This is a genomic window from Nostoc sp. (assembly GCF_036917515.1).
Classification (GTDB): Bacteria; Cyanobacteriota; Cyanobacteriia; order Cyanobacteriales; family Nostocaceae; genus Nostoc.
Genome location: NZ_JBALDE010000174.1, coordinates 22,977 through 46,277, shown reverse-complemented (window position 1 = coordinate 46,277; position 23,301 = coordinate 22,977). Strand labels below are relative to the sequence as shown.

The window sequence follows — 23,301 nt, the reverse complement described above, 5'->3', positions numbered from 1 at the left end:
CAAATGCTCTGAATGCGGTAACTAAAAAAGACATTATTGGATGGTTCACCCACTGCTGTTACTATATTGCACCCAACTGAGAACCGCTATAGATGTCTGGGTGCAAGCTACAGAACATTTAAAGAATTCTTACATCGAAATGAGAAACCAGAAAAAGTAGGTCACGTCTACGCAAAAGTTAGTTTTGAAGTCGCATTTGTTGCTTTTGCGACTCCAAAAGTTAGTTTTGAAGTCACATTTGTTGCTTTTGCGACTCCAAAAGTTAGTTTTGAAGTCACATTTGTTGCTTTTGCAACTCCAAAAGTTAGTTTTGAAGTCACATTTGTTGCTTTTGCGACTCCAAAAGTTAGTTTTATAGCTGTCGCCAAGTCGTTTAGGACACAAACCTAATATAAAACCCAGACACCAAGCGACTTTCGACCCTATTTCCTGTTCCCTGTCCCCTGTCCCCTGCTATAAACTCACATTTGCCGTTTCGTATTGTTTAAGACTGTTGCCTGTTTTTTTAACACAACTTTTAAAAAATGTTCCCTATTCTCTCTATGGAAATAACCAACTTCCCCTATTGCTGTAGAACTGAAAGCGTCCAAAGCCAAGAAATTGACCGTGAGATTTTTCACCCACAGGGAATGCTGTAACACCCAATAAGTAGACACCAGAAAAGCTGGGATTACTCACAGGGCGAAGGGCGATTGTAATTGTCTGTCCTGGAGTTACAGGTGGGTCAAAGTTTACAGAAACAGTGCGTGTCTTGCGCTCATTTGTGACTGGACCTAGTTTCAGTTGCGTTTCTTTGCGATTGCGTGTTCCGACAAATGCACGGGTATCATCAAGATTGTAGCGGATGTTTTCCGATCCCTCTTTTTGGGCGATCGTTACCTTCTGGAGGGATTCTCCAGCATTTTCCGGCACATTGATAGTGAAATAGTAAGTTCCGCCCCAAACATTCACCTCTTTGTAAATAGTTGTCGCGTCAACAAGTTTTGGGGGTTGGACAAAATAGACTAGTCCATCTCTAAGCTGCACAGCTTGAGTCACCGGAAGCGTAACTTCTCCAATACCTATTGCTAACGAGAGTGTTATTCCAAACAAAGTTGCAAGGCGCATGATTCAAATATAAAAAAACGCACTTATTCTAATTCTAGTTCCTTGGGAATCAGTGACTTAGGAATGATAGAAGCTTGTTTTTCCCCAATCGAAGATTTCGTGTACCACCAAGCCCAAGCAATTAAAACAGCTTGAAGAGGAAGTCTAACTACGTGTACCCAAGGTGAGTTTGGTATATGTTCTAGCTGAATGTGATTAACCGCCATATTGATATTGGCAGGAAAAACCGCAATAAAAAGAGCAATAAGTCCCCAAGCAGCAGCTTGACTTACAGGCGGAACTAATAATCCAATACCACCCAAAATTTCATAAAAGCCACTGAGATAAACTAATCCTAAAGGGTAAGGAAGTTGCGGGGGCATAATTTTGACATAAGGTTCTGGAATAGCAAAGTGTGTCACTCCAACCACAATGATGGATATAGCAAGGATGACACGTAATATTTCCTTATACTTCTTCATAGTTTTTGCTTCATTATATACTTGCCCTATTACTTCAGTTTGACTGACAGATGTTAATCTGCCTTGAGTCAATAGGAGTAAAATCTACAAGATTTTTCAAAAATTACCTATTAGATAACACTTTATCCATAAAAAATATGAGCGATGCCTTTAGCCGACTTGCACCCTTTATCCAAGAATATATTTATCATCACCAGTGGACTGAATTACGTCCAGTTCAAATTGCCGCTTGTCAAGTTATATTTGACACTGATGCTCACTTGCTAGTTACCGCTGCAACTGCTGCTGGTAAAACAGAAGCAGCTTTTCTACCAGTTTTGACCCTATTACATACTAACCCTGCTGCGACAATTGGCGCATTATATATTAGTCCAATCAAAGCTTTAATTAACGATCAATTTGAGCGTCTTAATGACTTACTCAAAGAAGCAGATATTCCAGTTTGGCACTGGCACGGCGATGTTTCGCAAACTCGAAAAAACAAACTGTTAAAAAATCCGCAAGGCATTCTTCAAATTACCCCAGAATCTCTAGAAAGTTTGTTAATTAATAAAAATAACGACCTACTTCGCTTATTTGGTGATTTAAGGTTTGTCATTATTGATGAAATTCACGCCTTTATGGGTTCAGAACGCGGTTGTCAAATTATTTGCCAATTACAACGTTTAGCGAAGTTGACGCAAAAACAACCGCGTCGTATTGGTTTGTCAGCAACTCTTGGTGATTACTCAATAGCTGAGAATTGGCTGCGAGCGGGAACAGATAAGCCAGTAATTACACCAAAAATTGACGGTATAAAACGGCAAATAAAACTAGCTGTAGAACATTTTTATATTACTGATAAAGTAGATGAATTAGAGGCGACAGATGATGAACAATATATTTTTAACCTCAGCAAGTCTCGCAAATGCCTGATATTTGCTAATAATCGCACACGAACCGAATCTGTAATTGCATCTTTGCGACAAATTGCCATAGAACAAGGATTACCAGATATATATCATGTGCATCATGGGAGTATATCTGCTAGCTTACGGCAAGCTGCTGAAAATGCGATGCGTGAACCCAACAATTTAGCTGTTACCGCCGCCACTCTGACTCTAGAATTAGGCATAGATATTGGTCATTTAGAGCGAGTGATTCAGTTAGAATCACCCTTATCTGTAGCTAGCTTTTTACAACGCTTGGGACGCAGTGGTAGAAGAGGAGAAGCTGCTGATATGCGTTTTGTATGCGCTGAAGAGAAGCCCTTACCAGAAGCTTCTTTGCCAGAACAAATCCCCTGGCAACTTTTACAGTGTATTGCGATCATTCAACTTTATTTAGAGGAACAATGGATTGAACCAATTAGACCAATTAAATATCCTTTGAGTTTGCTTTATCACCAAACAATGAGTATTTTAACAGCTGCAAGAGAAATTTCAGGTAATACTTTAGCTAAACAAATTTTTAGTCTGCCGCCCTTTGCTACGATTTCTAAAGAGGATTTACAACTATTACTACGCTATTTAATTGATATTGGTCATATTCAGCATACTGAACAAGGTAAATTAATCCTGGGTTTAGCAGGAGAAAAGGTGGTGAGAAAATTTCAGTTTTATGCTGTCTTTGCTGAACAGCAAGAATATATTGTTAAGCAAGGTGCAACAGAAATTGGTAGCATTGTCATGCCGCTTCCTGTTGGTAATCAATTCGCATTAGCTGGTAGAACTTGGGAAGTAATAGAAGTTGACTTTAAAAAAAAGGCTATTTTTGTTAAACAAGCTGAGGGTAAATCTAGTATTTATTGGCGTGGTGGTAGTGGTACTATTCATACTAAAGTTTTGCAACGAATGCAGCAAGTTTTATTTGAGAATATTGAGTATAGTTACTTGCAAAAAAATGCTTTGCAACGTTTACGTCAAGTTCGCCAATTGGTTCAGCAAGTTGGATTAGATAAGCACAATATTTTGCAATTGGAAAAAGGTAAATGCTGCATTTTTCCTTGGATGGGTACGATTGCTTATCGTACTTTAGAAAGATTACTTAACTCCTATTGCCGGGAATCGTTGGAAATTACAAGTATTGGTGGAGTAAATCCTTATTATTTGACAATTAAATTAAACAAGGATAAATTGAAATATCTTCATCGTGAAATTACTTCATTGTGTGAACAAAGAATCACTTCAGAAGATTTAGTCAGTACTTCAGAAGCACCAGAAATTCAAAAATATGATGGTTTTATTCCCCATCCACTTTTATGGAAAGCATTTGCTAATGATTATTTGGATATGAGAGAACTGAAACAGCAAGTGGTACTGTGGAGAGAATAAAAAATAATTCGTAATTCGTAATGACGCTTGTTTTTAGCTACCGCTTCACTAATGAATTCGTAATTCTTAAAAAAACTATTTTTTAATTAATTTGTAGAACAATTGCAAATCTTAGATATTTTTGTACAGCTTTGCATAAAATCGTATTTTAAACGTAGAGTATTTTTAAATTGGAATTTGAATCCAGAATTCTGTACCTTTTCCTGGTTCTGATAAACAATTCAAAATTCCACCATGTTTTTCTACTATAATTTGGTAGCTAATTGACAGTCCTAAACCTGTTCCTTTACCTACTTGTTTTGTGGTGAAAAATGGGTCGAATAACCGCTTTTTAATATCTTCTACCATTCCTAATCCGTTGTCAGCAATTCTGATGACAACAAATTTACTCTCTAAAATTTCAGTACGAATTATAATTTGTGGTTTTTGATTTGTTTTTATCTTGACCATTGACTCTTCTAAGGCATCGATCGCATTAGTTAAAATATTCATAAATACTTGATTAAGCTGCCCAGGATAGCAATCAACCAAAGGCAACTCATCATATTGTTTAACTATAGAGATATCCAAGCCAATTCCATTATTTTTCCAGCGATGATGCAAAATTAATAACGTATTATCAATTCCTTCATGAATGTCAACTCGTTTCTTATCTGCTTCATCATGACGAGAAAAATTTCGCAATCCTAAAACAATTTCTCGAATACGATTAGTACCCATATTCATCGAAGATAGGAGTTTAGAAAGGTCATCAGTAATGAATTCCAAATCAACTTTTTCATTAAAATTTTCGATTTCTGCTGTGGGTTGAGGATAGTGTTGTTGATAAAGGTGCAAAAGAGTTAGCATCTCTTGAAAGTATTCATTAGCATAGGTTAAGTTGCCATGAATAAAATTAACTGGATTGTTAATTTCGTGGGCAACTCCAGCGACTAATTGTCCTAAGCTAGACATTTTTTCATTCTGGATCAGTTGAGATTGAGTTTGTTGTAATTTATGCAAGGTTTCGGTAAGTTTTTCAGCTTGAGTTTGAGCTTCTAAAGTAGCAACGCGACTTTGGGTATAAAGTTGTGCGTGATCGATAGCAATCGCTAGTTGATCGCAAACAGCTTGTAGTAAGCTAATTTCACTGTTATTCCAAATGCGATCGCCACTACAATGACTACACACAATTGCTCCAATTTCCCCAGAATTACTCTTAATTGGTAGCATTAGTTGAGATGTGATCCCAAACTCAGTTAAAAGTTCTTGCACATCATATTCGAGATGTGATTTGCTATTAATATTGTCGATGCAGCTTAGTTGTTGAGAGAGAAGGTTTTGAGTTAAAAAATTGCTTTTTTGCAATGGAATATTGCCTAACATACTTGCCAAGTTAGGGTTTCGTGCTTCATAGCTAATAGTCAGGCTTGGTTGAGATGGATGCGGTAAATAAGAAAGAAAGTAGCAACGGTCAATTTGCAATAAGCTGCGAATTTCGTTCACAGCAGTTTCTAAGATCATAATCTAGGTTAAGAGAACTGCGGATTTGGCTAGCTAAACGTAGTAATAAAGCTTCCCGACGACTGAAGAGTTCTTCTCGTGCCCAGATTCGGTCAATAGCTACAGCAATATTATTAGCAATCCAATTTAATAAGTTATGAGTTGGTTCGGTAAATAATTGTTTGCTAAATAAAGTCATTATACCAATTATTTGCTGCTCTACTATTAAAGGATAAGCAGAAAATCGTAAAATTGATAATGTAGAATTGAGAAGTTCATTGGAATTATTAATTGATAATTCTTCGTTAAAAATTGCTTGATGATTTTGAATCATTAAGCCAATAATATTATTGACTAAAGCAATATGCTCTGGGAAATCTTGGGTATCGCTCAAAGCACTACAAGTAATATCTGTGCAATGAACGCCAGCCTGCAATTGTAACTGGTTTGTCTGTCTTTCAAATGTCCAGATACAAACAAAGCCGATATCAAGATATTGAGAAATAGTATTTGTACAGTTTTGCAAAATTTCTGGCAGTGTGCCACTTTGAGATAAGGCTAAACTGACTTCTGCACTCAAAACTGACAAGCGCGATCGCTCTAATAAAGCTAACTCTGAAAGCTTGCGCTGTGTAATATCTGTACGAATTGATACATATTGATAGGGTTTCCCATCTTGTCCCAACATTGGGGCGATCAAAGTATCTACCCAATAAAAAGTACCATCCTTGGCTTTATTTTGAATTTCTCCTTTCCATACTTTTCCTTGAGCAATAGTTTTCCATAAATTTGCAAAAAATTCTTTTGTGTGGTGTCCAGAATTGATAATTCGATGATCTTGCCCTAAAAGTTCTTCTGGAGAATATTGAGAAACTTTACAAAATAGGTCATTGGCATAGGTTATTCTTCCAGCTCTATCAGTAATAGCTACCAGTGAATGGGCATTTAAGGCAAATTTAAAAGCTTCTAACTCATGGATAGAATTGTTTAGTGCTATCTGATTTTTTTTATTAATAGTAATGTCATGGGCTACTGCATAAATCAATTTTTCTTCAGGAAAGCCAGTCGCATTCCATGACAGCCATTTGTAAGAACCATCCCGACAAAGATAGCGGTTTTCAAACCTGATTGCGTCTACAGATCGTGTAATTTCTTGGGCTACTGCAATAGTTGCTTCCCGGTCTTCAGGGTGAACAAATTCGATAAAAGGTTTAGCAACTAGTTCATCAATTGACCAACCTAATGTTTTTGTCCATACTGGATTTAAATACTTAAAATAACCATCAAAATTAGCAATACACAATAAATCTATAGAAAGTGAGAAAAATCGAGAGTATTTTTCTTCAGATTGTTTGTACTCAGATTCAACTAGTTTCATCAGCTTTTTAGGTATAATTTTTGGAGAAAAGCTAATACGTTTATCGTTAACATTGAATAATCATTGCAATAAAATATTTCAATCTAGAGACTAGCCTAATGTCAGTTATGACTAAGACTGGTTACTTACGAATAAAAACGTAATGAGCTTGATAGTAAAATCAATAAGTATCTACTAGTTTTTACTGAGTAAACTAGTTGCTAACTTAATTCTCTACTAAATAAAGGTTTCCCTAAAAAGCTGTAAAGTAAACATTTAGATTTTAAATTTAAGATAAGAAGTGTTACGTAATTTTTTATCTGTCATTTTCCTTAAATAGCTAAGGTATTAAGACCGTAAAACATAATTCGTAATTAAGAATTTAATTATGAATTAAGAATTACAAATTACGAATTATTTTAAGCAATACTCCCGCGCTTTCTAGCTTCTTTATAGGAAGTTCCGACATTTTTTAAACCAGCTTTAATCATTTGTTGTTCGAGTAGGGCAAAGAAACGCGCTTTATCGCCACCTTTTACTACTGCTTGATTATGCGCTTCAGCGATCGCTACAGGATAACCATATCCTTTTTGCACTTGTGCTAACATCAGTCCCAGTGCTTGGTCTAACATGGTTGCATTCTGTGCCACCCATGCCGGAACTTCTATTCGGGCGATTTCGGTGCCAACGTGGACGTAGCAAAAGTAAATTGTTTGATCGCCGTAGAGTTCCAAAATGGGGGAATTACTGCGCCACAAGGTACTACGTTGTCCTGGTTTGAGCCGGGTTGCCCAAACAGAAGTATCTCGCAACTGTTCAAAAATTTTGCAAGGTACTTTTTCTAGCTGATTTGGGCAATGACTTTTACAGTCTGGTACTGGATGAGAACAAGCTAATAACCGTAAAAAGTTCATGGTTTCGATGCTGCGAGAGGCGCTAAGATAGCCCATCAAGGGAATTTTAGCCTCACGCATCTGCTGCCAAGCTTCTAGGATGGGGGGTAAAATGCGATCGCGTGCATCCATAGGTAACTGTTCTAAAAACCAGTAAATTAGCGAACCATCTACCATCGCTAGTGCTGGTGTTTCTGCTGAGACTGCACTACACGCCAGTTCTGCTAACACCGTTGTTTCTGAAGCCGTACGGCGAAAACTCATCCATTCCTCAGTTCTAATTCCCCACTGCCGAGACATATATAAATCTTCTGAGCGGTAAAATACTTCTGGCAAACTATCGAGTAGCGGATGGCGATTTTGTCCGTAGTGTAAGACGACTCTGCCGATATTTAAGAGATAACAGTAAGCAATTTCATGATGATTGGGGGCAATTTGGGAACCATCAGTAGCAATGACGGTGTGAATTTTTGGCGGAACTGGGATATCGATGCAGGTTTCTAGTGGTTCTATTGGGGTAGCATTAGTAAAGAGAATGCGATCGCGCCATTTCTCCTGGCGATCGACTAAATCTTGTTGGCACTCGTAAGCATTTTTTAAATGTTGTTGTGCCAGTTCTAAACGCTGACGACTGGCAGCAGCTTCTAAGGTAAGATGCTGACTTAAACCCTGCATTTCTCGCGCTAGTTTTGTTAGGTCAAGCATAAAAGTAAGTGCGAAGTGAGGAGTGAATGCTTCTAAGTTATTATTTCACCTAAATTTATAAAATACATAATTTTATTTAGATAGATACATCCATAAATTAGATATGTATTATTCAGAACTATTGTAGAGACGTAGCAGTGCTACATCTCTTTTTCACTAGATATTTAATATATTAAAGCCAAGCTGAGAAATCTTTGGCAAACTGAGAAAGTGATAACAACTGAATTCGTGGATCGTTTTGAGCAGTTTCCCGTTCGGCTTGGGTGTTATAGCCCCAGTCTGCAAGGAAAAGTTTCACATCCTCAAGGTCTGCTTGCTGTTGGACTAACTGTAATGTCTTGAGTCTATCTTCTACAAACCAGAGACTAACTGGCTTGTCTTCTACTGACTGGATTAATTCTTGCAAAATATCATATTTGGGACGCTTGACTTCTTTGCCAAAAATTGCTTCTGATGGTAAATTCACTCCTTCTTGTTGCAACAACTGTTGTACAAAACGCCCTTCTTTAGTTGTCACAATGTATAGCTTAACTCCACTGTCAATAGTTAATTTGATTTTTTCTACTACTGCCGGATAAAATCTATGCAGACTCAGCCAACCACCTAAATCTCTAGAAATCCATTCATCTCGCTGCTTATCTATTTTTGCACCTATTTCTTTTGCTTGTAGCTTGTCATTTAACAAAATTTGTGGGGCAATGCTTACCCATTCATGAAGAATCTTTTCGTCAGGAATTCCATCTATCAAGGCTTTAATTAAAATGGGCATTTCCCAACCTGTTTCAATAACAGGTCTTAGGCGATAGAATCTTAAAGCTAAATCATCTGGTGGTGTGTCGTTAGCAGAAGACCAAATTTCACAGTAGGTACGCCATGCTACCTCAAAATATTCAATTAATCCGTCGCAAATCACTCCATCAAAGTCTAGGGCTAAAATTTTGGGACTACTTGCGGTCATTGGTTTGAGAATAAAACTGCTGTTGTCAGCTTACCCGACAAATTTAAATCATGCAGTAATTTTTGTTAGTCTTTTATAATTTATAACTTGCTGAAAAAGTATGGTGGAATTGTGACATTTGATTGGTTATTAGTAGATTAACAAGGATCTACAGCAGGTTTACGATCAACTAAACAAATTTGATTTTGCTTGACTACTACGCTGATTAATGGTAAGGAACGTTTAGCTGGGACAGGAACAACTCTACCCTGAGAATCGTATTGAGATCCATAACAAGGACAAATAAACTGATTCTTCTCAAGATCCCACTCCACTGTACATCCTAAATGTATGCATGGACTAATAGCGTACTCAGCAATTTGTGGCCCGTCTTGAATAATAAGATAATCAACGCTACGGTCTGGCAAGCCTTTTACGAGAATCAAAATTTCTGGCTTTGCGGTTGCTAATAGTGCATTAACCTCAATTTCCTTGCCGTCTTTAGCCAATACCACCGATCCTAGAAGAGCGTCAATTCTTGGGATAAAGTGAGCAAAGGGTTTCTAGTCTTTATTTTCAGTATTAGTACGCATTAATCCAAATTCAAAATACTTCTATTCTAGTTATTTTAACTGTTTTAAGTAGTAGCCTAATTTACGCATAATATACTAAGTTTTAGTGAAATGAACTCAAGAATGTTTAAATTGCTGCTAACCAAAAAACTAAATTGTAGAGAAAGTAAATGGAACAATAGCACAAAACCCCCTTGTCCTTACCAGTGCTAATTTATGCAAACACTGCTAAACAAACGCTATCGAGTAATTCGGACTTTGGAAAGTGGCGGATTTGGTGAAACTTTCTTGGCAGAAGATACCCAAATGCCTTCTAACCGTCGTTGTGTAATTAAACAACTTAGACCAATTCAAAATAATCCTCAGATTTACCAGTTGGTGCAAGAGAGGTTTAAGCGGGAAGCGGCAATTTTAGAAAACTTGGGCGGTGCAACTAAACAGATACCCACCTTGTATGCTTACTTCCAGCTAAATGGTCAATTCTATTTAGTTCAAGAGTGGATTGAAGGTGATACCTTAACTAAAAAAGTTCACGAACAAGGCTCATTAAGTGAAAGTGCGGTAAAAGAAATATTAGTAAATTTATTACCAGTAACAGAATACGTACACAATCAGCGGATTATTCATCGAGATATCAAGCCAGATAACATTATTTTGCGTCATAGCGATAGTAAGCCAGTGCTGATTGATTTTGGTGCGATACGGGAAACGATGGGAACAGTGGTGAATTCCCAAGGAAATCCTACCAGTTCAATTGTGATTGGTACGCCTGGATATATGCCAAGTGAACAAGCAGCAGGTAGACCAGTTTATTCTAGTGATTTATATAGTTTAGGAATCACAGCAATTTATCTCCTCACGGGGAAGCAGCCACAAGAATTAGAAACAGATCCATGTACCGGAGAAATTGTCTGGCACAAATACGCTCAAAGTGTGAGCCAGACAATGGTACAGGCGATAGATCGGGCGATTGCCTACCATCCACGTGATCGCTTTGCCACTGCTAAAGAAATGCTGGAAGTCTTGCAATTTGGTGCAGCAACCTTCCCGCCTACAGTGGCTTATATCCAACCACCAGCAGTAACTGCACCTCCTGCAACGCTTCAAAATACAGTTTCTGTCAGTCCAGCGCCTTCGTATCAACCTGTCCATCAAAATACTAGGCACAGAGAAATATTTCTCGCTAGTTTAATAGCAGGTGGTTTGATTGGTGGTTCTATAATCATTGGTTTTGCCCTTAGTAAATCGCCTCAATCAGTGGTACAGTCAAGCACTTCATCCCCAACCCGCGATGAAGTGCAAGATACGCCGACACCTGCACAATCCCCAGTTTTCATCACTCCAGAACCTACTATAAGTAAAGAACCACAGGATCAAGAAGTATTATCTGCGCGATCGCAATTTCCCAGCAATAACGTTAATAGTCCCACTCAATCTGCTCAACTGCCTTCTTCAACACAGCCTCAAATCGATAGACAAACACCAGAACAAGCTGTGCAAAATTATTTTGAAACTATTAATAAACGTGATTTTCAAACTGGATGGAATCAACTATCTCCTAGCTATCAAAATAATAAACGACTGCATCCAGATGGCTATCTTTCATATATTGACTGGTGGGGAGGGAAGGTTCAAAGCGTAGATATCGAACAAGTTAGTTTGGTAGAAGCAAGTACACAAACAGCTACAGTAAATGCTAAATTCAAATACTTGATGAACACTGGAAAAGTAATTCCTGGTTCTGTACGCTTTTTTCTTTTATGGGATGCCCAAAATAGCAGATGGATTGTTAGTGATACCAAATAGTTCGCTCTAGGGGTTTTAGTAAGTAGTTTGGTAATCCCTCAACGCGGTGAAGTAGGCATTTTTAGAGGGGCTTTGCCCCGCTTTACAGTTCTATTTTCCAATAAAGGTCTTTTACTATACTACGGTACGATCGCATTAGGATTAATATACATTTGTGTTTCCTGTCGGTTAATTTTCAGAAAATTTGCTTTTTTTAAGAGTTGCTCCTGAACTTTAATTTTTAATTACTATTTATTTCTGGAGTAGGAGGTTATTGATCAACTTCAGAGCTAGGCTATGACCTAAGATATGTTCTTCAAAAAATATCTTCAAAATATATTTTCAAACTCTCTCCAGAGAGAGAATTCTTTATACCTTTAATTTTTTAAGCTGTTGTTAGTCGAGTTCCATATTTTAACAACTGAAAGCGCCATGAGTGAGAAAAATCAAGAAAATCAAATTAATCAACCAGTAACTGAAGACCGCGATTCTCGTGAGTTAGACGTAAACAAAGAAAATTTAACTGCAAATCCAGGAGATAGAATTTCTGATAAGCCTCAATCAGTTGAAGAGAAGGCTAAACAGGCAGCGGTTGATGATGTACCAGATATTGCAGGTGAGAGAATCACAGTCCCAACTTACTTCGTTGTAGATGAACCTGACGGCGAAAAAAAGGCACTTCACCATGTTAAAGATGCTGAAGAGATTTCCGACGTAATTCGGCAAATGCGAGTTGACGAAGACGGAAATAGAATTTTCTAGTAGTTATTTATTGAATATGCAGAAAGACGGAGAAATTATCAAATACTTTCTCCGTTTTTTGCATCTCCTTGTACAAATTTTTCATCTGCATAAGCTTCAGCAATCCCCCGCATTTGCACATATTTGACATTGCAAACTGGAAATCCCTTCATCTCTGGAGAAGCTTTCTGCAAGTCGGCTGTTAGACGATTAATAATCTTTGTGCCCCAACTCTACTGTTGTTGATGATTGAAGAATATCTCGAAATAGTGGTTTCCATGTTCAAAGGCTGCGATGGCAACTAAAATCTACATTTGATCAGAAGGCGATCGCCACAATCCAGGTTACTTAAATTTGCCAATATTTACACAAAACGAGTGCCACAACTTCATTTCATTTCTTGATTGCAAAATAATCATAATGAATATGCAATTATTGCATTAATACGGATTTTCAATAGCTTCATAGATGCCATTCTAAATGAGGGAATAAAGATGGATACCCCTGGTCAATACCAGGGGCTTTTTATTTAGCAGCTACGCCTTAAACGTCAACACCGGACTCAACCACGCTACAACGTCTACCATTTCTGCTTCAACCTGCACATCAATCACAGACTGAATCGGTTTGTAGGCAGCAGGTGCTTCCTTAATTCGACGTTCTTCACGCAGGGTGATGCAGTCTACCCCAGTTAATCCCAGTTCTGCTTCACTTTGAGATGCACCTTTACGACTGAGATCGAAGCGAGAACGAATTCTTCCCGCCCCATGTGACGCCGAATTACAAAATGCTGCATTGCCTTTATCCACCATCAGATAAGAATAAGCACCCATTGAACCAGGGATAATCACTGGTTGCCCTAGATGGGCAGGACAAGCGCCCTTGCGTGTTACCCATCCTTCACCTTCTGCCAAAGTGATATTATGGGGCAAGTCATAAACTAGAGGTGCTTCCACATCTTTATATACTTCCCGCAAACGCAGACGTAGCAATTCTGCTAATAGCAGGCGATTGATAAAAGCATAGTTAGCAGCAGTGGCCTCAGCTTGCAGGTAACTAGCAACTAGTTCGGGGTGCGAATAAGTAGAGAGAGGAAAAATCTGAGAATCAGGGTACTTCAAACCTTTTTGCCAAGTCGCCTTAGCTTTATCTCGCCACATTCCCCCAATAAACTTACCCACGTTTCGAGAACCAGAGTGAATCATAAAAGCTAGCTGTCCCTCACGCACTCCCCAAGCGTGGGCAAGTAGGCGATTTTCGACTTTATCAACCCGTTGCACTTCGACAAAATGATTGCCGCCGCCAATGGTTGCCAGTCCGCCATCGCGTACTAGTCCAGCATCAGGAACTAATTCTTCAGGCGCAAGTTTCCAGTTACCATTCATTGAACCACCTAAGAAGATGCGTTCGCCTTTGGCGTTGGCAAAGCCATCGCTCTCTTGGGCAAGTTGCTGCAAATCAGATTTGACTATACTGCCTGTAGCCCGATCTAGCATGGCATCTAGCCAACCGGGAACTCCATACTGAAATAGAGCTTGCATTGTCTGAGCAGTCATTGTCACATCACGCGTACCAAAGAAGTAATCCCCCTTCATCCGTTCTACGAATTGGTCGCGCTTTGCCAGGAATTCGTCAATTGTCAAATCAACAACATGGAGGCGCATCCCACAATTGATATCAGAACCAACAGCGCTGGGGATGACCTGACCCACATTTTCTACCACTGAACCAATGGCAACACCCGTATCACCTGGGTGAAAGTCAGGTGTAGCACAGGCACGACAAACGTATCCACCCGATGGGTGGCGGACGCTTGCTAAATTTGCTAACTGCTTCAATGCCTTAGCTTCTATGGGAAAGTCTTCCTGTAGTAGTACTTCTGCTACAGGGGCATCAGGAGAATTAACTAAACGCACAGAATAAATGCGATTTTTATAAGTTACATCTAAACCTTGCCGCTCTAAAGCACGCAGGAGACGTTTGAGATTTTTTGGCTGCATGAAAACTCCAAATAAGGTCTTAAAAAAGACCCTTTGTTGTGAAGAGATGAGAAACTTGGGTTCAGCAGCCGCGTCTCAATTAGTGCAGAAGGTTATTTTCCCAGAACTGTGGGGAAAACAATAAGTTAATTCTGACTAATGTGGTTATATAGCCTTAATAACACACAGTTTCATCGGATGACAAGTGTTTTGTAGTACGTTGTCTTTTTGATGGGCAACAGTTACTCAGTCAAACCAAAGTTGTAAATAAATTTGAAGTTTAACGAAAAACTTTTAAAAATCTCTAGACTCTCCAGCCAGCTGGAGAGTCTAGGATAAATTCAAGGCAACTCTCAACCAGAAATTTCTGATGTGTGAGGGATACGTCTCAGTTATCCAGCTCGATCTGGCTAGGTTGTTCATTTTATCCCGTAAATCTATGACTCTCCAACTCACAGTTCCCAACATGGCTTGTTCTGCTTGTGCAAGCACCATCACCAAAACACTTCAGGCAGTCGATGCCAATGCTAGTGTTCAGGCCGATCCAACAACCAAGCTTGTCAGTGTAGAAACTCAAGCATCAGAAACAGCAATTAAGGAAGCGTTAGCTGCTGCGGGTTATCCAGTTGCTTAAACAAAGGGGGCTGGGGACTGGGTACTAGGAGAATAACCAATCCCTAATCCCCATTACCCCATATCCCCACAGGGGGCCCCACCTTCCCCAATCCCTAATCCCCATTACCCCTTATCCCCAGAGGGGGCCCTACCTTTCCCAATCCCCAATCCCAGCATGGATACTCTTACACTCAAACTTCAAGGCATGAGTTGCGCTGCTTGCGCCAACAATATCGAAAAGGCAATTCGCTCTGTTTCTGGGGTAATTGACTGCAATGTTAACTTTGGAACCGAACAAGCTACCATCAAGTACGATAGCTCTCTAGCGAATTTAGAGAAAATCCAAGCTGCGATCGCAGCTGCGGGATACTCTTCTGACTCACTCCAAGAAGAATTGCTCTTTGAAGAAGATGATGCTGAAAAAGCGAGTAGGCAAGCATTACAACGCCAACTCTCTCTCAAAGTAGTGGTGGGAGGTGTAATCAGCACTTTCCTACTTTTAGGATCGTTGCCCATGATGACTGGGCTAAATTTACCCTTAATTCCAAGTTTTCTTCAGAATCCTTGGGTGCAGTTAGTGCTGACAACACCCGTAATCTTTTGGTGTGGTGGATCTTTTTACCGGAATGGCTGGAAATCCCTCAAGCGCCATACAGCGACGATGGACACGTTAATTGCTTTAGGTACAAGTGCAGCCTATCTATATTCTTTGTTTGTCACTGTTTTCCCAAAATTTTTTATTGCTCAGGGCTTGATACCTCATCTTTATTATGAAGTTGCCGCCATTGTCATTACCTTAATTTTGCTGGGGCGGTTGTTAGAAAATCGCGCTAGGGGACAAACTTCTGAAGCTATCCGCAAACTTATCGGACTGCAAGCTAGAAATGCCAGAGTTATCCGTAATGGAATAGAAATTGATGTTCCCATCGCCGAAGTCAGAATCAACGATGTGATTTTGGTGCGTCCTGGTGAAAAGATTCCGGTGGATGGGGAAGTGATTGCAGGCGCTTCGACAGTAGATGAAGCAATGGTGACAGGTGAAAGTTTGCCAGTCAAAAAGCAGCCAGGAGATGAGGTGATTGGGGCGACGATTAACGGTGCAGGTGCATTTCAGTTTCGGGTGACACGAGTCGGAAATGATACGTTTTTGGCTCAAATCGTCAAACTGGTGCAACAAGCACAAGGTTCTAAAGCACCTATTCAGCGCTTGGCAGATCAAGTGACAGGATGGTTTGTACCTGCTGTGATTGCCGTTGCGATCGCCACTTTCGTCATTTGGTTTAATTTCACTGGCAACCTCACCCTAGCCACAATGACAACGGTGGGTGTACTGATTATCGCTTGTCCCTGTGCTTTGGGTTTAGCTACCCCCACATCTGTAATGGTAGGGACGGGTAAAGGTGCAGAAAATGGCATCTTGATTAAAGGTGCTGACAGCTTAGAACTAGCACACAAAATTCAAACCATTGTCCTAGATAAAACTGGCACTTTGACTCAAGGGAAACCTACAGTTACAGACTTTGTAACAGTCAACGGCACAGCTAATGGTAATGAAATCAAGCTTTTACAGTTAGCAGCAACAGTTGAACGCAATTCTGAGCATCCTTTAGCTGAAGCGGTGGTGAAATACGCTCAGTCTCAAGAAGTGACTTTAATAGATGCAAAGAACTTCACAGCTAATGCAGGTAATGGTGTACAAGCAGTTGTTGCAAATCAGCTTGTGCAAATTGGTACACAACGCTGGTTAACAGAACTTGGAGTTAGTACCATAAGTTTCCAGCAGTATAAAGATGCCTGGGAAGCCGCTGGTAAAACAGTCATTTTGATTGCTGTAGATGGCGAACTACAAGGAATAATCGGTATTACCGATGCCCTCAAACCTTCATCAACAGCAGTGGTAAAAGCTTTACAGAAGTTAGGTTTAGAAGTAGTAATGCTCACCGGAGATAATCGCAAAACAGCCGAAGCGATCGCTCTACAAGTTGGCATCCAGCGAATCTTTGCTGAAGTGCGTCCAGATCAAAAGGCGGCGATTATTCAATCTTTGCAAGGGGAGCAGAGGGACAGAGGAGTAAGGGGAGAGAATTATCATAAATTCTCACTCAAAACTCAGCACTCAATTGTCGCAATGGTAGGTGATGGTATAAATGATGCGCCAGCCTTAGCACAGGCTGATGTCGGAATTGCCATTGGTACGGGAACAGATGTGGCGATCGCAGCTAGCGATATCACCCTAATTTCTGGAGATTTGCTCTTAATTGTGACAGCAATTCAACTTAGCCGCGCCACCATCCACAATATCAGGCAAAATCTCTTCTTTGCCTTTATTTACAACGTCATTGGTATTCCCATTGCGGCGGGAATTCTGTTTCCTATCTTTGGTTGGTTACTCAATCCAATTATCGCTGGCGCTGCAATGGCTCTTTCTTCGCTTTCTGTTGTTAGCAATGCGCTCAGATTGCGTAACTTTCAACCAAAAACTACCTCATAATTTCAGGGTAATTTAGAAAATGTTCAGTCAAAAAACGCTTTGGGGAAGCCTGATAGCTTTAGTACTTCTCACTGGTAGATCAGGTGTAACATTAGCACAAATGCCAGCCCATTCATCAGAGCAAACCAGCCAATTTCAACGCATTGAGCAACCTTTGGGCTTGAAAATTGGTGTTGCGATCGCTGGTTTAGCTTTAATTGGACTAGAGTTGTGGTGGTTTATTCTCTACAAAAGTCCTGATTCCTGATTAGTGTCAGTCCTGAGAGGTGTTTTGAATAATCGGACAAATTGTCTTCTCATGATGGTCGCTGATATTCTTCTAGCCTGAAAGTAATCCTTTTATTTTACGTCACAACATAATCATGTCAGCTATCCAAACAACTGTGGTTCTTGCCATGACGGCCGATGGAAAAATTAGCGCCGTAGATCCGAAAGCGCCTCGTGAACCCAATGTAGTCGATCAAGCACACTTGGAGTATCAAGCTTCCCTTGCCGATTTAATCCTGGTAGGAGCAGGAACGATTCGGGCTGAGGGGGAAACCTTTACAATTCGCGATCCCGAACTGTTGGCAGCACGTGAGGTTCGGGGTCAGTCTCCTCAGCCGATTACTTGCGTTGTTTCAGGTTCCCTTAACCTATCGCCCGACTTGCCTTTTTTGAGTCAGGACATTGAGCGATGGATATTTACCACACGGACTGGTTTGCAGCACAGTTCTGATACAAAAACCTTACAAAAACTGGCTGAATTAATTGATTTGGGAGATACAGACCTGGATTGGGATCGGGCCTACACCTTGATGGCAGAGCGGGGTATTCACAAAGTCGTTGCTTTGGGAGGCGGCTCTTTAACGGCTGCTCTAGTTCAGGCAGGACGAATTGACGATTGGTGGTTGACCATTTGGCCGGTCATTTATGGAGGAAAGCACGCCCCTAGCCCAGTGGAGGGAGAGGGTTTTGTTCCCAATGCTGCTCCTCATCTCCAACTCATAGAAACTCGTCAGGTTGAAAGTAATTTGTTTTTACATTACCGCCCAGTCAAGTAAAAACGCGCTGCCAGAATTAAGCACTATGATCGTTGATACTAAAAAGCAAGGAAGCAGGGGTGCTTTTAGCCTACAATTTTGCTCAGTTTGTACCTTTTACCCTACTCCCTGCCTACTGCCTCTTATCAACCAGGGGGCCAATTTAACTGTCGTCCTCCCAAAATATGCAAATGTAAATGATCGACTGTTTGACCGCCGTCATCACCAGCATTGATGACAACTCGATAACCATTTTTTAGTCCAGCAACTTCTGCAACACGTTTAGCAGTTAACAAAAGATGTCCCAACAGGGCATGATCCTCAGATTCAGCGTCAGCTAGTGTAGCAATGGTTTTTTTGGGAATGATCAGGATGTGAACGGGCGCTTGGGGATGGATATCTTTGAATGCTAGGGCTAAATTATCCTCATAAACAACATCAGCGGGAATTTCCCGACTAATGATTTTGCTGAAAATTGTTTCTGTACTTTCACTCATACCAATCTACCTACTAATCTGCTAGAGATTTTATATTAAGTCCACCTAATTACTTATCATTTTTGATTGTGCGGGTATATCCCAATTTACTGTTCGGTTAGGTTTTTTCAGGTAAAAACTATGAAAAAACCTGCCAATCGTTTTAAAAAGACTAGCAGGTATGGCTTATCATCAATCGGAGCGGCGGGATTCGAACCCACGACCTCCACTACCCCAAAGTGGCGCGCTACCAAGCTGCGCTACGCCCCGGTCAGAATTTCTATCATATAGTAAAACTGTAGGATAATCAAGAGGCAATTTTAAAAAACCTTAAGCATCCCACTAGCTTGCAGTAAATCTGGAACAGCAGAAGCATTCCATTTACCTTCTACACATCGCCCTGTATTCAAGATGAAACGCAGACTGTAATCATGAGGATAGCCTTCCACTTCCATCCATAATAAATCGCTTTCGGCTTCACAAGTAATTTTTTCCTCTTCCATCAATTCAGTTGCGAGTTGCTTCATAGTGTCTGCTAGCTGTGCTAGTAGACGACAAAAATCATTTAACTCGACTTCAGTTAACTCAATTGCCCAATCATCTGTTCCGACTAAACCTTTAAACTCGAGTGTATCGGGGTTCCAGCCAATACGCCAACCCGATCCGGTTTTGACAAGGCGTTCCATAGTTTAGTTTTTTAAACGCAGAGGTACGCATACAGACGCAAAGGAAAATTTATCATTTTAGTAGTTCGGCACCTCCTTGTTGCGGTGGCTGTGGTGTAGTTGATGGAGTCGGATTGGGTGCGGTATTGGGGTTAGGGGATAGGGTATTTTCAGAAGTAGGATTAAAAATATTGACTAAGACTTGCACTAAGGCATCTCGCTGGCTGCGGGTGAGACTCTTGATGGCTTTGCGATCGCCTTCTATGGGATTTTCCCGTAGTGCATCATTTCCTGGATAGGTAGTATCATACATAATTTCATTTGCACCCAGGTAATCAGCTAAAGTCAGCTTCCAATCCAAGCGATAAATAGGAGCACGCCCTTTAGTATAAATGTGATATCTAATTAGGCGATTTGCTAAGGTGTTGTTTTCGGCAACTTTCCCATTTTCTTTGCTGATATACTTATTTTCCTTGGGAAAATCTGGCAATTGCTGATATACTTGCTGCCAAACATCGCCAGGAGTGATTCTCTGAGCATCAGCAGGTTGGATACTAAATAAATTTCTATGTATTGATTTATGCGTCCCTGAACCGAAAACAATTACACTCAGTAACATTAAGGTAAGCAGTAGTAATGAGTGCTGAGTTGCGAGTTTTGAGAAAATTGATTTAAACAGAAATTTTTTCTTTTTCATAGAACAATATTTTGGGCGTTGCTGAGTGAAAATATGAATTTGCCTGATTCAGAATTCAGCACTCAGCACTCAATCTTATAGTTCGCCGATAATTTCTGGTTGAGTCAATTCATCGGACATTTCGATTATTGCCCTTAGCACTGGCTTCATCATTGCATCTTCGTTAGTTTCAAAGTCTTCGTAACGCCGACGTTTAGCACGATTTGCCACCTGAACTGTAATGCGGTATCGATTTGAGGCTGCACTAATCAGATCCTCAGCACGGTGCATAATCTGAGATTGAGTTGTCTCGAACTTAGAACGCTTTAGCATAATCAGTGGTTCTTGGGGTCATTCTCCAGTGTAACAGTACTAAATCAGTCTGCTGCTGTCTGTTAAATCGCCAGCAACCTCTCTATTGATAGAGGCTAAGATATTTTAGTCACTTTATAAGTAACTTGTAGTATTAAATAACGCACCTTCATGGCTGACCTTGTGGAAACTGCGATCGCAGCGGGTAATTTCAATACTTTAATAAAGGCTGCTAAAGCTGTAAATTTCATTGAAACTTTGAAAAGCCCTGGTTCTTTCACGCTCTTTGCACCGACTGACGAAGCTTTTGCTAATCTGCCAGAGGGAACTTTAGACTCTCTACTACAAGATATCCCCAAGCTCCAGAAAATTGTGGCGTATCATATCGCTAGTGGGGATGTCAGGTCTGATGATTTGGTACAGATTAACGAGGCAGAAACATTGGAGGGATCAATTGTAGCCATTGAATCTGCCGATGGTAAATTTAAGGTAAATAACGCCAATGTCTTGAAAACAGATATTCTAACAGACAATGGCGTGATCCATATCATTGATGCGGTGTTGATGCCTGCAATGGTGGCAGGAAGGTAATGTAATTGGGTATGGGGCATTGGGCATGGGGCATCGGGGCAGAGGAAAATGGCACCAAGAAAAGCTTTTTGTTGAGGTGAGGCAGGAGCTTAAAACTCTTGTAAGCTAGAACTTTTAAACTATGCAGCTTTCCTTCCCTTCTGCCTCCTGCCTCCTGCCTTATCTTAGTGCCATTAGGGGCAGAGGGAAAAACTTACTGCAACTTCTCCCCAGTTCCCCAGTCCCCAATAACTAATCCCCAGTCCCCAAAATACACCCACTCCGTGGGGGAACAGTCAATGACAACTGCTGAGTTTCTCCTTTACTATTCCACTCAACTTCAGCATTACCATATAAAAGTTTGTTAGGTTGAGTATGCATGGCAACATCTGCATTCGCTGTTGCCGAACTTGTACCAGCGTTGACGACAATTATTAATTCTTCTGTCCCCAAAGTTCGCGCAAAGATATAAAGTTGTCCTTGAGCATAGAGAACTTGGTAATCACCTGTACGCAAGGCTGGGTAAGTTAGGCGTAGGGCAATTAATTGACGGTGAGTATTAAAAATTTCTTGATTCCAGTTACTCTCTAAAGGAAAGCCACGGCGTGAGTCGGGATCTATTCCACCAGGTAAACCAACTTCATCACCATAGTAGATGCTGGGGGCACCGGGAAAGGTGAGTAGTAGTAGAGTTGACAATTCTATACTGGCTATATCACCGCCTGCAATGGTCATCAATCGCGCTGTATCGTGACTTGCAAGCAAATTGAGTTGAGTCAGCTGAATTTCCCAAGGGTAAAGTTGCAGTACTTGTTGAATTTTGGTAGCGTACTCGGCGGCAAATAAGGGTGGGTAGGGTTGATAATCGCGGCTTTGGACTTGTTCTAAGACTACGCGATCGCCAGCTGCAAAAGCAATTGTTGGCCCAGCAAATAAATAATTCATCACGCCGTCAAATTGCGTCCCATCTAGCCACTCACGCGAATCTCCCCAGACTTCGCCCACAATGTAAGCTTCGGGATTGATTGCTTTAACGCGATCGCGAAATTCCTGCCAAAAACCAGGAGTTCTGATTTCAAATGGTACATCCAATCGCCAACCATCGATGCCGAATTTAATCCAATATTCGGCAATTTCCATAATATATTCTCGTACTTCTGGATTATCGTGATTAAATTCTGGCAAAGCACGATTTCCCGCCCAACCCACGTAGTTAGCAGGGAAGTTTCCATCATATGCTGAAAGGGGCCAGCCTTGTATTTTGAACCAATTCACCCAAGGCGAATGGGGGCCATTTTCTAAAACGTCGTGGAAAAAGAAAAAGCCCCGGCTGGAATGGTTAAACACCCCATCTAGAACAATTTTGATATTTCGTTGATGGGCTGCATCGAGCAATTCTTTAAAAGCTTCGTTGCCCCCTAACATCGGGTCAACTAGATAATAATCGTGGGTATGATAGCGATGATTGCTGGCAGATTGAAAAATGGGTGTGAAGTAAATCGCATTAATCCCTAAATTCTGGATGTAGTCTAAATCCTCCATAATGCCCCATAAATCGCCGCCCTTGTAGCCTTGGAGGGTTGGCATAGAGTCCCAATCTTCCCAGCGGGCTTCCTGCAATAACCGTTTGTGCGGCTGTTTGCTTCTGGCAAAGCGATCTGGGAAGATTTGGTAGAAAACAGCGTGTTTCACCCAGTCTGGTGTTTGAATTTGCATGAATAATTTTTTGTCTGTTCAGAAGCGATCGTTGCAAATATTAGCTTCTTTATGGCTCTTACTTATGATAGAGAATCTGTCCTTGCTCAGTATTCATTAGTGATTTAGCCTTTTTCATGCTGTTTTATACGCAAATATTATCAGTTTTAACTATTTTGACTACAATTTATTTTAGTTTTTAACAGGTCAACTAGATAGACTCGTCAACCCCTTCTCTGCGAGACGCTACGCGTAGCTTGCTTCCCCGCAGGGGTACGGGGAAGTCAAAAGTCAAACATTTACCAAGCCCATAAATCAATTTACTTGCTCTGTACCTTTTTCTTTCTGGTCACTGATTGTATTCTGACGCCAAGCCGCGCAGCATCTTTGCCTCTGCTCTTGAATTCTTCTTTAAGAAATTTATTTATTACTTAATTTTTCTTAATTT

General features: G+C 40.5%; 23 protein-coding genes and 1 tRNA gene. 9 read left to right on the top strand and 15 right to left on the bottom strand.

The genetic code is table 11. The features are described 5' to 3' along the window. Positions 1 to 36 precede the first annotated feature (36 nt). Positions 37 to 390, top strand: a complete 354-nt coding sequence (locus tag V7K89_RS23235) for a hypothetical protein (protein WP_335191346.1) — start codon at positions 37 to 39, stop codon at positions 388 to 390. A 150-nt stretch (positions 391 to 540) separates the two neighbouring features. Here the strand turns inward: V7K89_RS23235 and V7K89_RS23230 are convergent, their stop codons facing one another. Beyond that, positions 541 to 1,107: a DUF2808 domain-containing protein gene (locus V7K89_RS23230; protein WP_335191344.1), complete on the bottom strand. Its 567-nt coding sequence runs from the start codon at positions 1,105 to 1,107 to the stop codon at positions 541 to 543. Positions 1,108 to 1,130: 23 nt separating this feature from the next. Beyond that, complete coding sequence (locus tag V7K89_RS23225) at positions 1,131 to 1,568, bottom strand: DoxX family protein (RefSeq protein ID WP_335191342.1); 438 nt, start codon at positions 1,566 to 1,568, stop codon at positions 1,131 to 1,133. A gap of 137 nt (positions 1,569 to 1,705) precedes the next feature. Between V7K89_RS23225 and V7K89_RS23220 the strand changes: the two genes are divergently transcribed. Next, positions 1,706 to 3,880, top strand: a complete 2,175-nt coding sequence (locus V7K89_RS23220; protein WP_335191340.1) for a DEAD/DEAH box helicase — start codon at positions 1,706 to 1,708, stop codon at positions 3,878 to 3,880. 165 nt (positions 3,881 to 4,045) lie between these two features. Here V7K89_RS23220 and V7K89_RS23215 read toward each other — a convergent pair whose 3' ends face one another. The 5 genes from V7K89_RS23215 to V7K89_RS23195 all read right to left on the bottom strand — a co-directional run bounded on the left by V7K89_RS23215 (position 4,046) and on the right by V7K89_RS23195 (position 9,769). Further along, the gene (locus tag V7K89_RS23215) at positions 4,046 to 5,365 is read right to left on the bottom strand and encodes a GAF domain-containing sensor histidine kinase (RefSeq protein ID WP_335191338.1); all 1,320 of its coding nucleotides are present in this window, start codon (positions 5,363 to 5,365) and stop codon (positions 4,046 to 4,048) included. Continuing rightward, positions 5,334 to 6,740, bottom strand: a complete 1,407-nt coding sequence (locus V7K89_RS23210; RefSeq protein WP_335191336.1) for a PAS domain S-box protein — start codon at positions 6,738 to 6,740, stop codon at positions 5,334 to 5,336. Before V7K89_RS23210 ends, V7K89_RS23215 begins: the two co-directional genes overlap by 32 nt. A 398-nt stretch (positions 6,741 to 7,138) precedes the next feature. After that, the gene (locus V7K89_RS23205; RefSeq protein ID WP_335191334.1) at positions 7,139 to 8,317 is read right to left on the bottom strand and encodes a DNA double-strand break repair nuclease NurA; all 1,179 of its coding nucleotides are present in this window, start codon (positions 8,315 to 8,317) and stop codon (positions 7,139 to 7,141) included. 172 nt (positions 8,318 to 8,489) lie between these two features. Then, positions 8,490 to 9,275, bottom strand: a complete 786-nt coding sequence (locus tag V7K89_RS23200) for an HAD family hydrolase (RefSeq protein WP_335191332.1) — start codon at positions 9,273 to 9,275, stop codon at positions 8,490 to 8,492. 137 nt (positions 9,276 to 9,412) lie between these two features. Next, a complete protein-coding gene (locus V7K89_RS23195) occupies positions 9,413 to 9,769 on the bottom strand; it encodes a Rieske 2Fe-2S domain-containing protein (protein WP_335191330.1) in 357 nt (118 codons plus the stop codon). A gap of 273 nt (positions 9,770 to 10,042) precedes the next feature. Between V7K89_RS23195 and V7K89_RS23190 the strand changes: the two genes are divergently transcribed. Together V7K89_RS23190 and V7K89_RS23185 are read left to right on the top strand one after the other, a co-directional pair. Beyond that, a complete protein-coding gene (locus V7K89_RS23190) occupies positions 10,043 to 11,632 on the top strand; it encodes a serine/threonine-protein kinase (RefSeq protein WP_335191329.1) in 1,590 nt (529 codons plus the stop codon). A 411-nt stretch (positions 11,633 to 12,043) separates the two neighbouring features. Next, on the top strand, positions 12,044 to 12,373 hold the full coding sequence (locus V7K89_RS23185; RefSeq protein WP_335191327.1) for a hypothetical protein: 330 nt from the start codon (positions 12,044 to 12,046) through the stop codon (positions 12,371 to 12,373). A 38-nt stretch (positions 12,374 to 12,411) separates the two neighbouring features. Here V7K89_RS23185 and V7K89_RS23180 read toward each other — a convergent pair whose 3' ends face one another. Next, on the bottom strand, positions 12,412 to 12,546 hold the full coding sequence (locus V7K89_RS23180) for a hypothetical protein (RefSeq protein WP_335191325.1): 135 nt from the start codon (positions 12,544 to 12,546) through the stop codon (positions 12,412 to 12,414). A 342-nt stretch (positions 12,547 to 12,888) separates the two neighbouring features. Beyond that, positions 12,889 to 14,352: an RtcB family protein gene (locus tag V7K89_RS23175; protein WP_335191323.1), complete on the bottom strand. Its 1,464-nt coding sequence runs from the start codon at positions 14,350 to 14,352 to the stop codon at positions 12,889 to 12,891. A gap of 418 nt (positions 14,353 to 14,770) precedes the next feature. Between V7K89_RS23175 and V7K89_RS23170 the strand changes: the two genes are divergently transcribed. The 4 genes from V7K89_RS23170 (at position 14,771) to V7K89_RS23155 (ending at position 18,480) form a co-directional block, all read left to right on the top strand. Continuing rightward, positions 14,771 to 14,965 (top strand): heavy-metal-associated domain-containing protein, encoded by a 195-nt coding sequence (locus V7K89_RS23170; RefSeq protein WP_094350009.1) that lies wholly within the window; start codon positions 14,771 to 14,773, stop codon positions 14,963 to 14,965. A 156-nt stretch (positions 14,966 to 15,121) separates the two neighbouring features. Next, positions 15,122 to 17,437, top strand: coding sequence for a heavy metal translocating P-type ATPase (locus tag V7K89_RS23165; protein ID WP_335191321.1), 2,316 nt, complete (start codon positions 15,122 to 15,124; stop codon positions 17,435 to 17,437). A 19-nt stretch (positions 17,438 to 17,456) separates the two neighbouring features. Beyond that, positions 17,457 to 17,684 carry a hypothetical protein gene (locus tag V7K89_RS23160; RefSeq protein ID WP_335191319.1) on the top strand — a complete coding sequence of 76 codons (228 nt, stop codon included), beginning with the start codon at positions 17,457 to 17,459 and terminating at the stop codon, positions 17,682 to 17,684. 115 nt (positions 17,685 to 17,799) lie between these two features. Next, positions 17,800 to 18,480, top strand: coding sequence for a RibD family protein (locus V7K89_RS23155; protein WP_335191317.1), 681 nt, complete (start codon positions 17,800 to 17,802; stop codon positions 18,478 to 18,480). Between the two features lie 125 nt (positions 18,481 to 18,605). Here the strand turns inward: V7K89_RS23155 and V7K89_RS23150 are convergent, their stop codons facing one another. From V7K89_RS23150 to V7K89_RS23130, 5 genes are all read right to left on the bottom strand, one after another. Further along, on the bottom strand, positions 18,606 to 18,956 hold the full coding sequence (locus V7K89_RS23150) for a histidine triad nucleotide-binding protein (protein ID WP_335191315.1): 351 nt from the start codon (positions 18,954 to 18,956) through the stop codon (positions 18,606 to 18,608). A 175-nt stretch (positions 18,957 to 19,131) separates the two neighbouring features. Then, positions 19,132 to 19,205 (bottom strand) — tRNA-Pro (locus V7K89_RS23145). A gap of 50 nt (positions 19,206 to 19,255) precedes the next feature. Beyond that, positions 19,256 to 19,621 (bottom strand): DUF1818 family protein, encoded by a 366-nt coding sequence (locus V7K89_RS23140; RefSeq protein WP_335191312.1) that lies wholly within the window; start codon positions 19,619 to 19,621, stop codon positions 19,256 to 19,258. Between the two features lie 52 nt (positions 19,622 to 19,673). Further along, positions 19,674 to 20,219, bottom strand: coding sequence for a hypothetical protein (locus V7K89_RS23135; protein WP_335191310.1), 546 nt, complete (start codon positions 20,217 to 20,219; stop codon positions 19,674 to 19,676). 153 nt (positions 20,220 to 20,372) lie between these two features. After that, positions 20,373 to 20,609: a DNA-directed RNA polymerase subunit omega gene (locus tag V7K89_RS23130; protein ID WP_322697759.1), complete on the bottom strand. Its 237-nt coding sequence runs from the start codon at positions 20,607 to 20,609 to the stop codon at positions 20,373 to 20,375. Between the two features lie 150 nt (positions 20,610 to 20,759). On the opposite strand from V7K89_RS23130, the gene V7K89_RS23125 reads away from it, so the two are divergent. After that, complete coding sequence (locus tag V7K89_RS23125; RefSeq protein WP_334915974.1) at positions 20,760 to 21,179, top strand: fasciclin domain-containing protein; 420 nt, start codon at positions 20,760 to 20,762, stop codon at positions 21,177 to 21,179. Between the two features lie 231 nt (positions 21,180 to 21,410). Here V7K89_RS23125 and V7K89_RS23120 read toward each other — a convergent pair whose 3' ends face one another. Next, positions 21,411 to 22,874, bottom strand: coding sequence for a glycoside hydrolase family 13 protein (locus tag V7K89_RS23120; RefSeq protein WP_335191308.1), 1,464 nt, complete (start codon positions 22,872 to 22,874; stop codon positions 21,411 to 21,413). Positions 22,875 to 23,301 lie beyond the last annotated feature (427 nt).

Bases quoted from the DNA above. Each gene is read 5' to 3' on its own strand.
- V7K89_RS23230 (WP_335191344.1), bottom strand. From the start codon at position 1,107: ATGCGCCTTGCAACTTTGTTTGGAATAACACTCTCGTTAGCAATAGGT.
- V7K89_RS23225 (WP_335191342.1), bottom strand. From the start codon at position 1,568: ATGAAGAAGTATAAGGAAATATTACGTGTCATCCTTGCTATATCCATC.
- V7K89_RS23220 (WP_335191340.1), top strand. From the start codon at position 1,706: ATGAGCGATGCCTTTAGCCGACTTGCACCCTTTATCCAAGAATATATT.
- V7K89_RS23210 (WP_335191336.1), bottom strand. From the start codon at position 6,740: ATGAAACTAGTTGAATCTGAGTACAAACAATCTGAAGAAAAATACTCT.
- V7K89_RS23205 (WP_335191334.1), bottom strand. From the start codon at position 8,317: ATGCTTGACCTAACAAAACTAGCGCGAGAAATGCAGGGTTTAAGTCAG.
- V7K89_RS23200 (WP_335191332.1), bottom strand. From the start codon at position 9,275: ATGACCGCAAGTAGTCCCAAAATTTTAGCCCTAGACTTTGATGGAGTG.
- V7K89_RS23190 (WP_335191329.1), top strand. From the start codon at position 10,043: ATGCAAACACTGCTAAACAAACGCTATCGAGTAATTCGGACTTTGGAA.
- V7K89_RS23185 (WP_335191327.1), top strand. From the start codon at position 12,044: ATGAGTGAGAAAAATCAAGAAAATCAAATTAATCAACCAGTAACTGAA.
- V7K89_RS23175 (WP_335191323.1), bottom strand. From the start codon at position 14,352: ATGCAGCCAAAAAATCTCAAACGTCTCCTGCGTGCTTTAGAGCGGCAA.
- V7K89_RS23170 (WP_094350009.1), top strand. From the start codon at position 14,771: ATGACTCTCCAACTCACAGTTCCCAACATGGCTTGTTCTGCTTGTGCA.
- V7K89_RS23165 (WP_335191321.1), top strand. From the start codon at position 15,122: ATGGATACTCTTACACTCAAACTTCAAGGCATGAGTTGCGCTGCTTGC.
- V7K89_RS23160 (WP_335191319.1), top strand. From the start codon at position 17,457: ATGTTCAGTCAAAAAACGCTTTGGGGAAGCCTGATAGCTTTAGTACTT.
- V7K89_RS23155 (WP_335191317.1), top strand. From the start codon at position 17,800: ATGTCAGCTATCCAAACAACTGTGGTTCTTGCCATGACGGCCGATGGA.
- V7K89_RS23150 (WP_335191315.1), bottom strand. From the start codon at position 18,956: ATGAGTGAAAGTACAGAAACAATTTTCAGCAAAATCATTAGTCGGGAA.
- V7K89_RS23140 (WP_335191312.1), bottom strand. From the start codon at position 19,621: ATGGAACGCCTTGTCAAAACCGGATCGGGTTGGCGTATTGGCTGGAAC.
- V7K89_RS23135 (WP_335191310.1), bottom strand. From the start codon at position 20,219: ATGTTACTGAGTGTAATTGTTTTCGGTTCAGGGACGCATAAATCAATA.
- V7K89_RS23130 (WP_322697759.1), bottom strand. From the start codon at position 20,609: ATGCTAAAGCGTTCTAAGTTCGAGACAACTCAATCTCAGATTATGCAC.
- V7K89_RS23125 (WP_334915974.1), top strand. From the start codon at position 20,760: ATGGCTGACCTTGTGGAAACTGCGATCGCAGCGGGTAATTTCAATACT.
- V7K89_RS23120 (WP_335191308.1), bottom strand. From the start codon at position 22,874: ATGCAAATTCAAACACCAGACTGGGTGAAACACGCTGTTTTCTACCAA.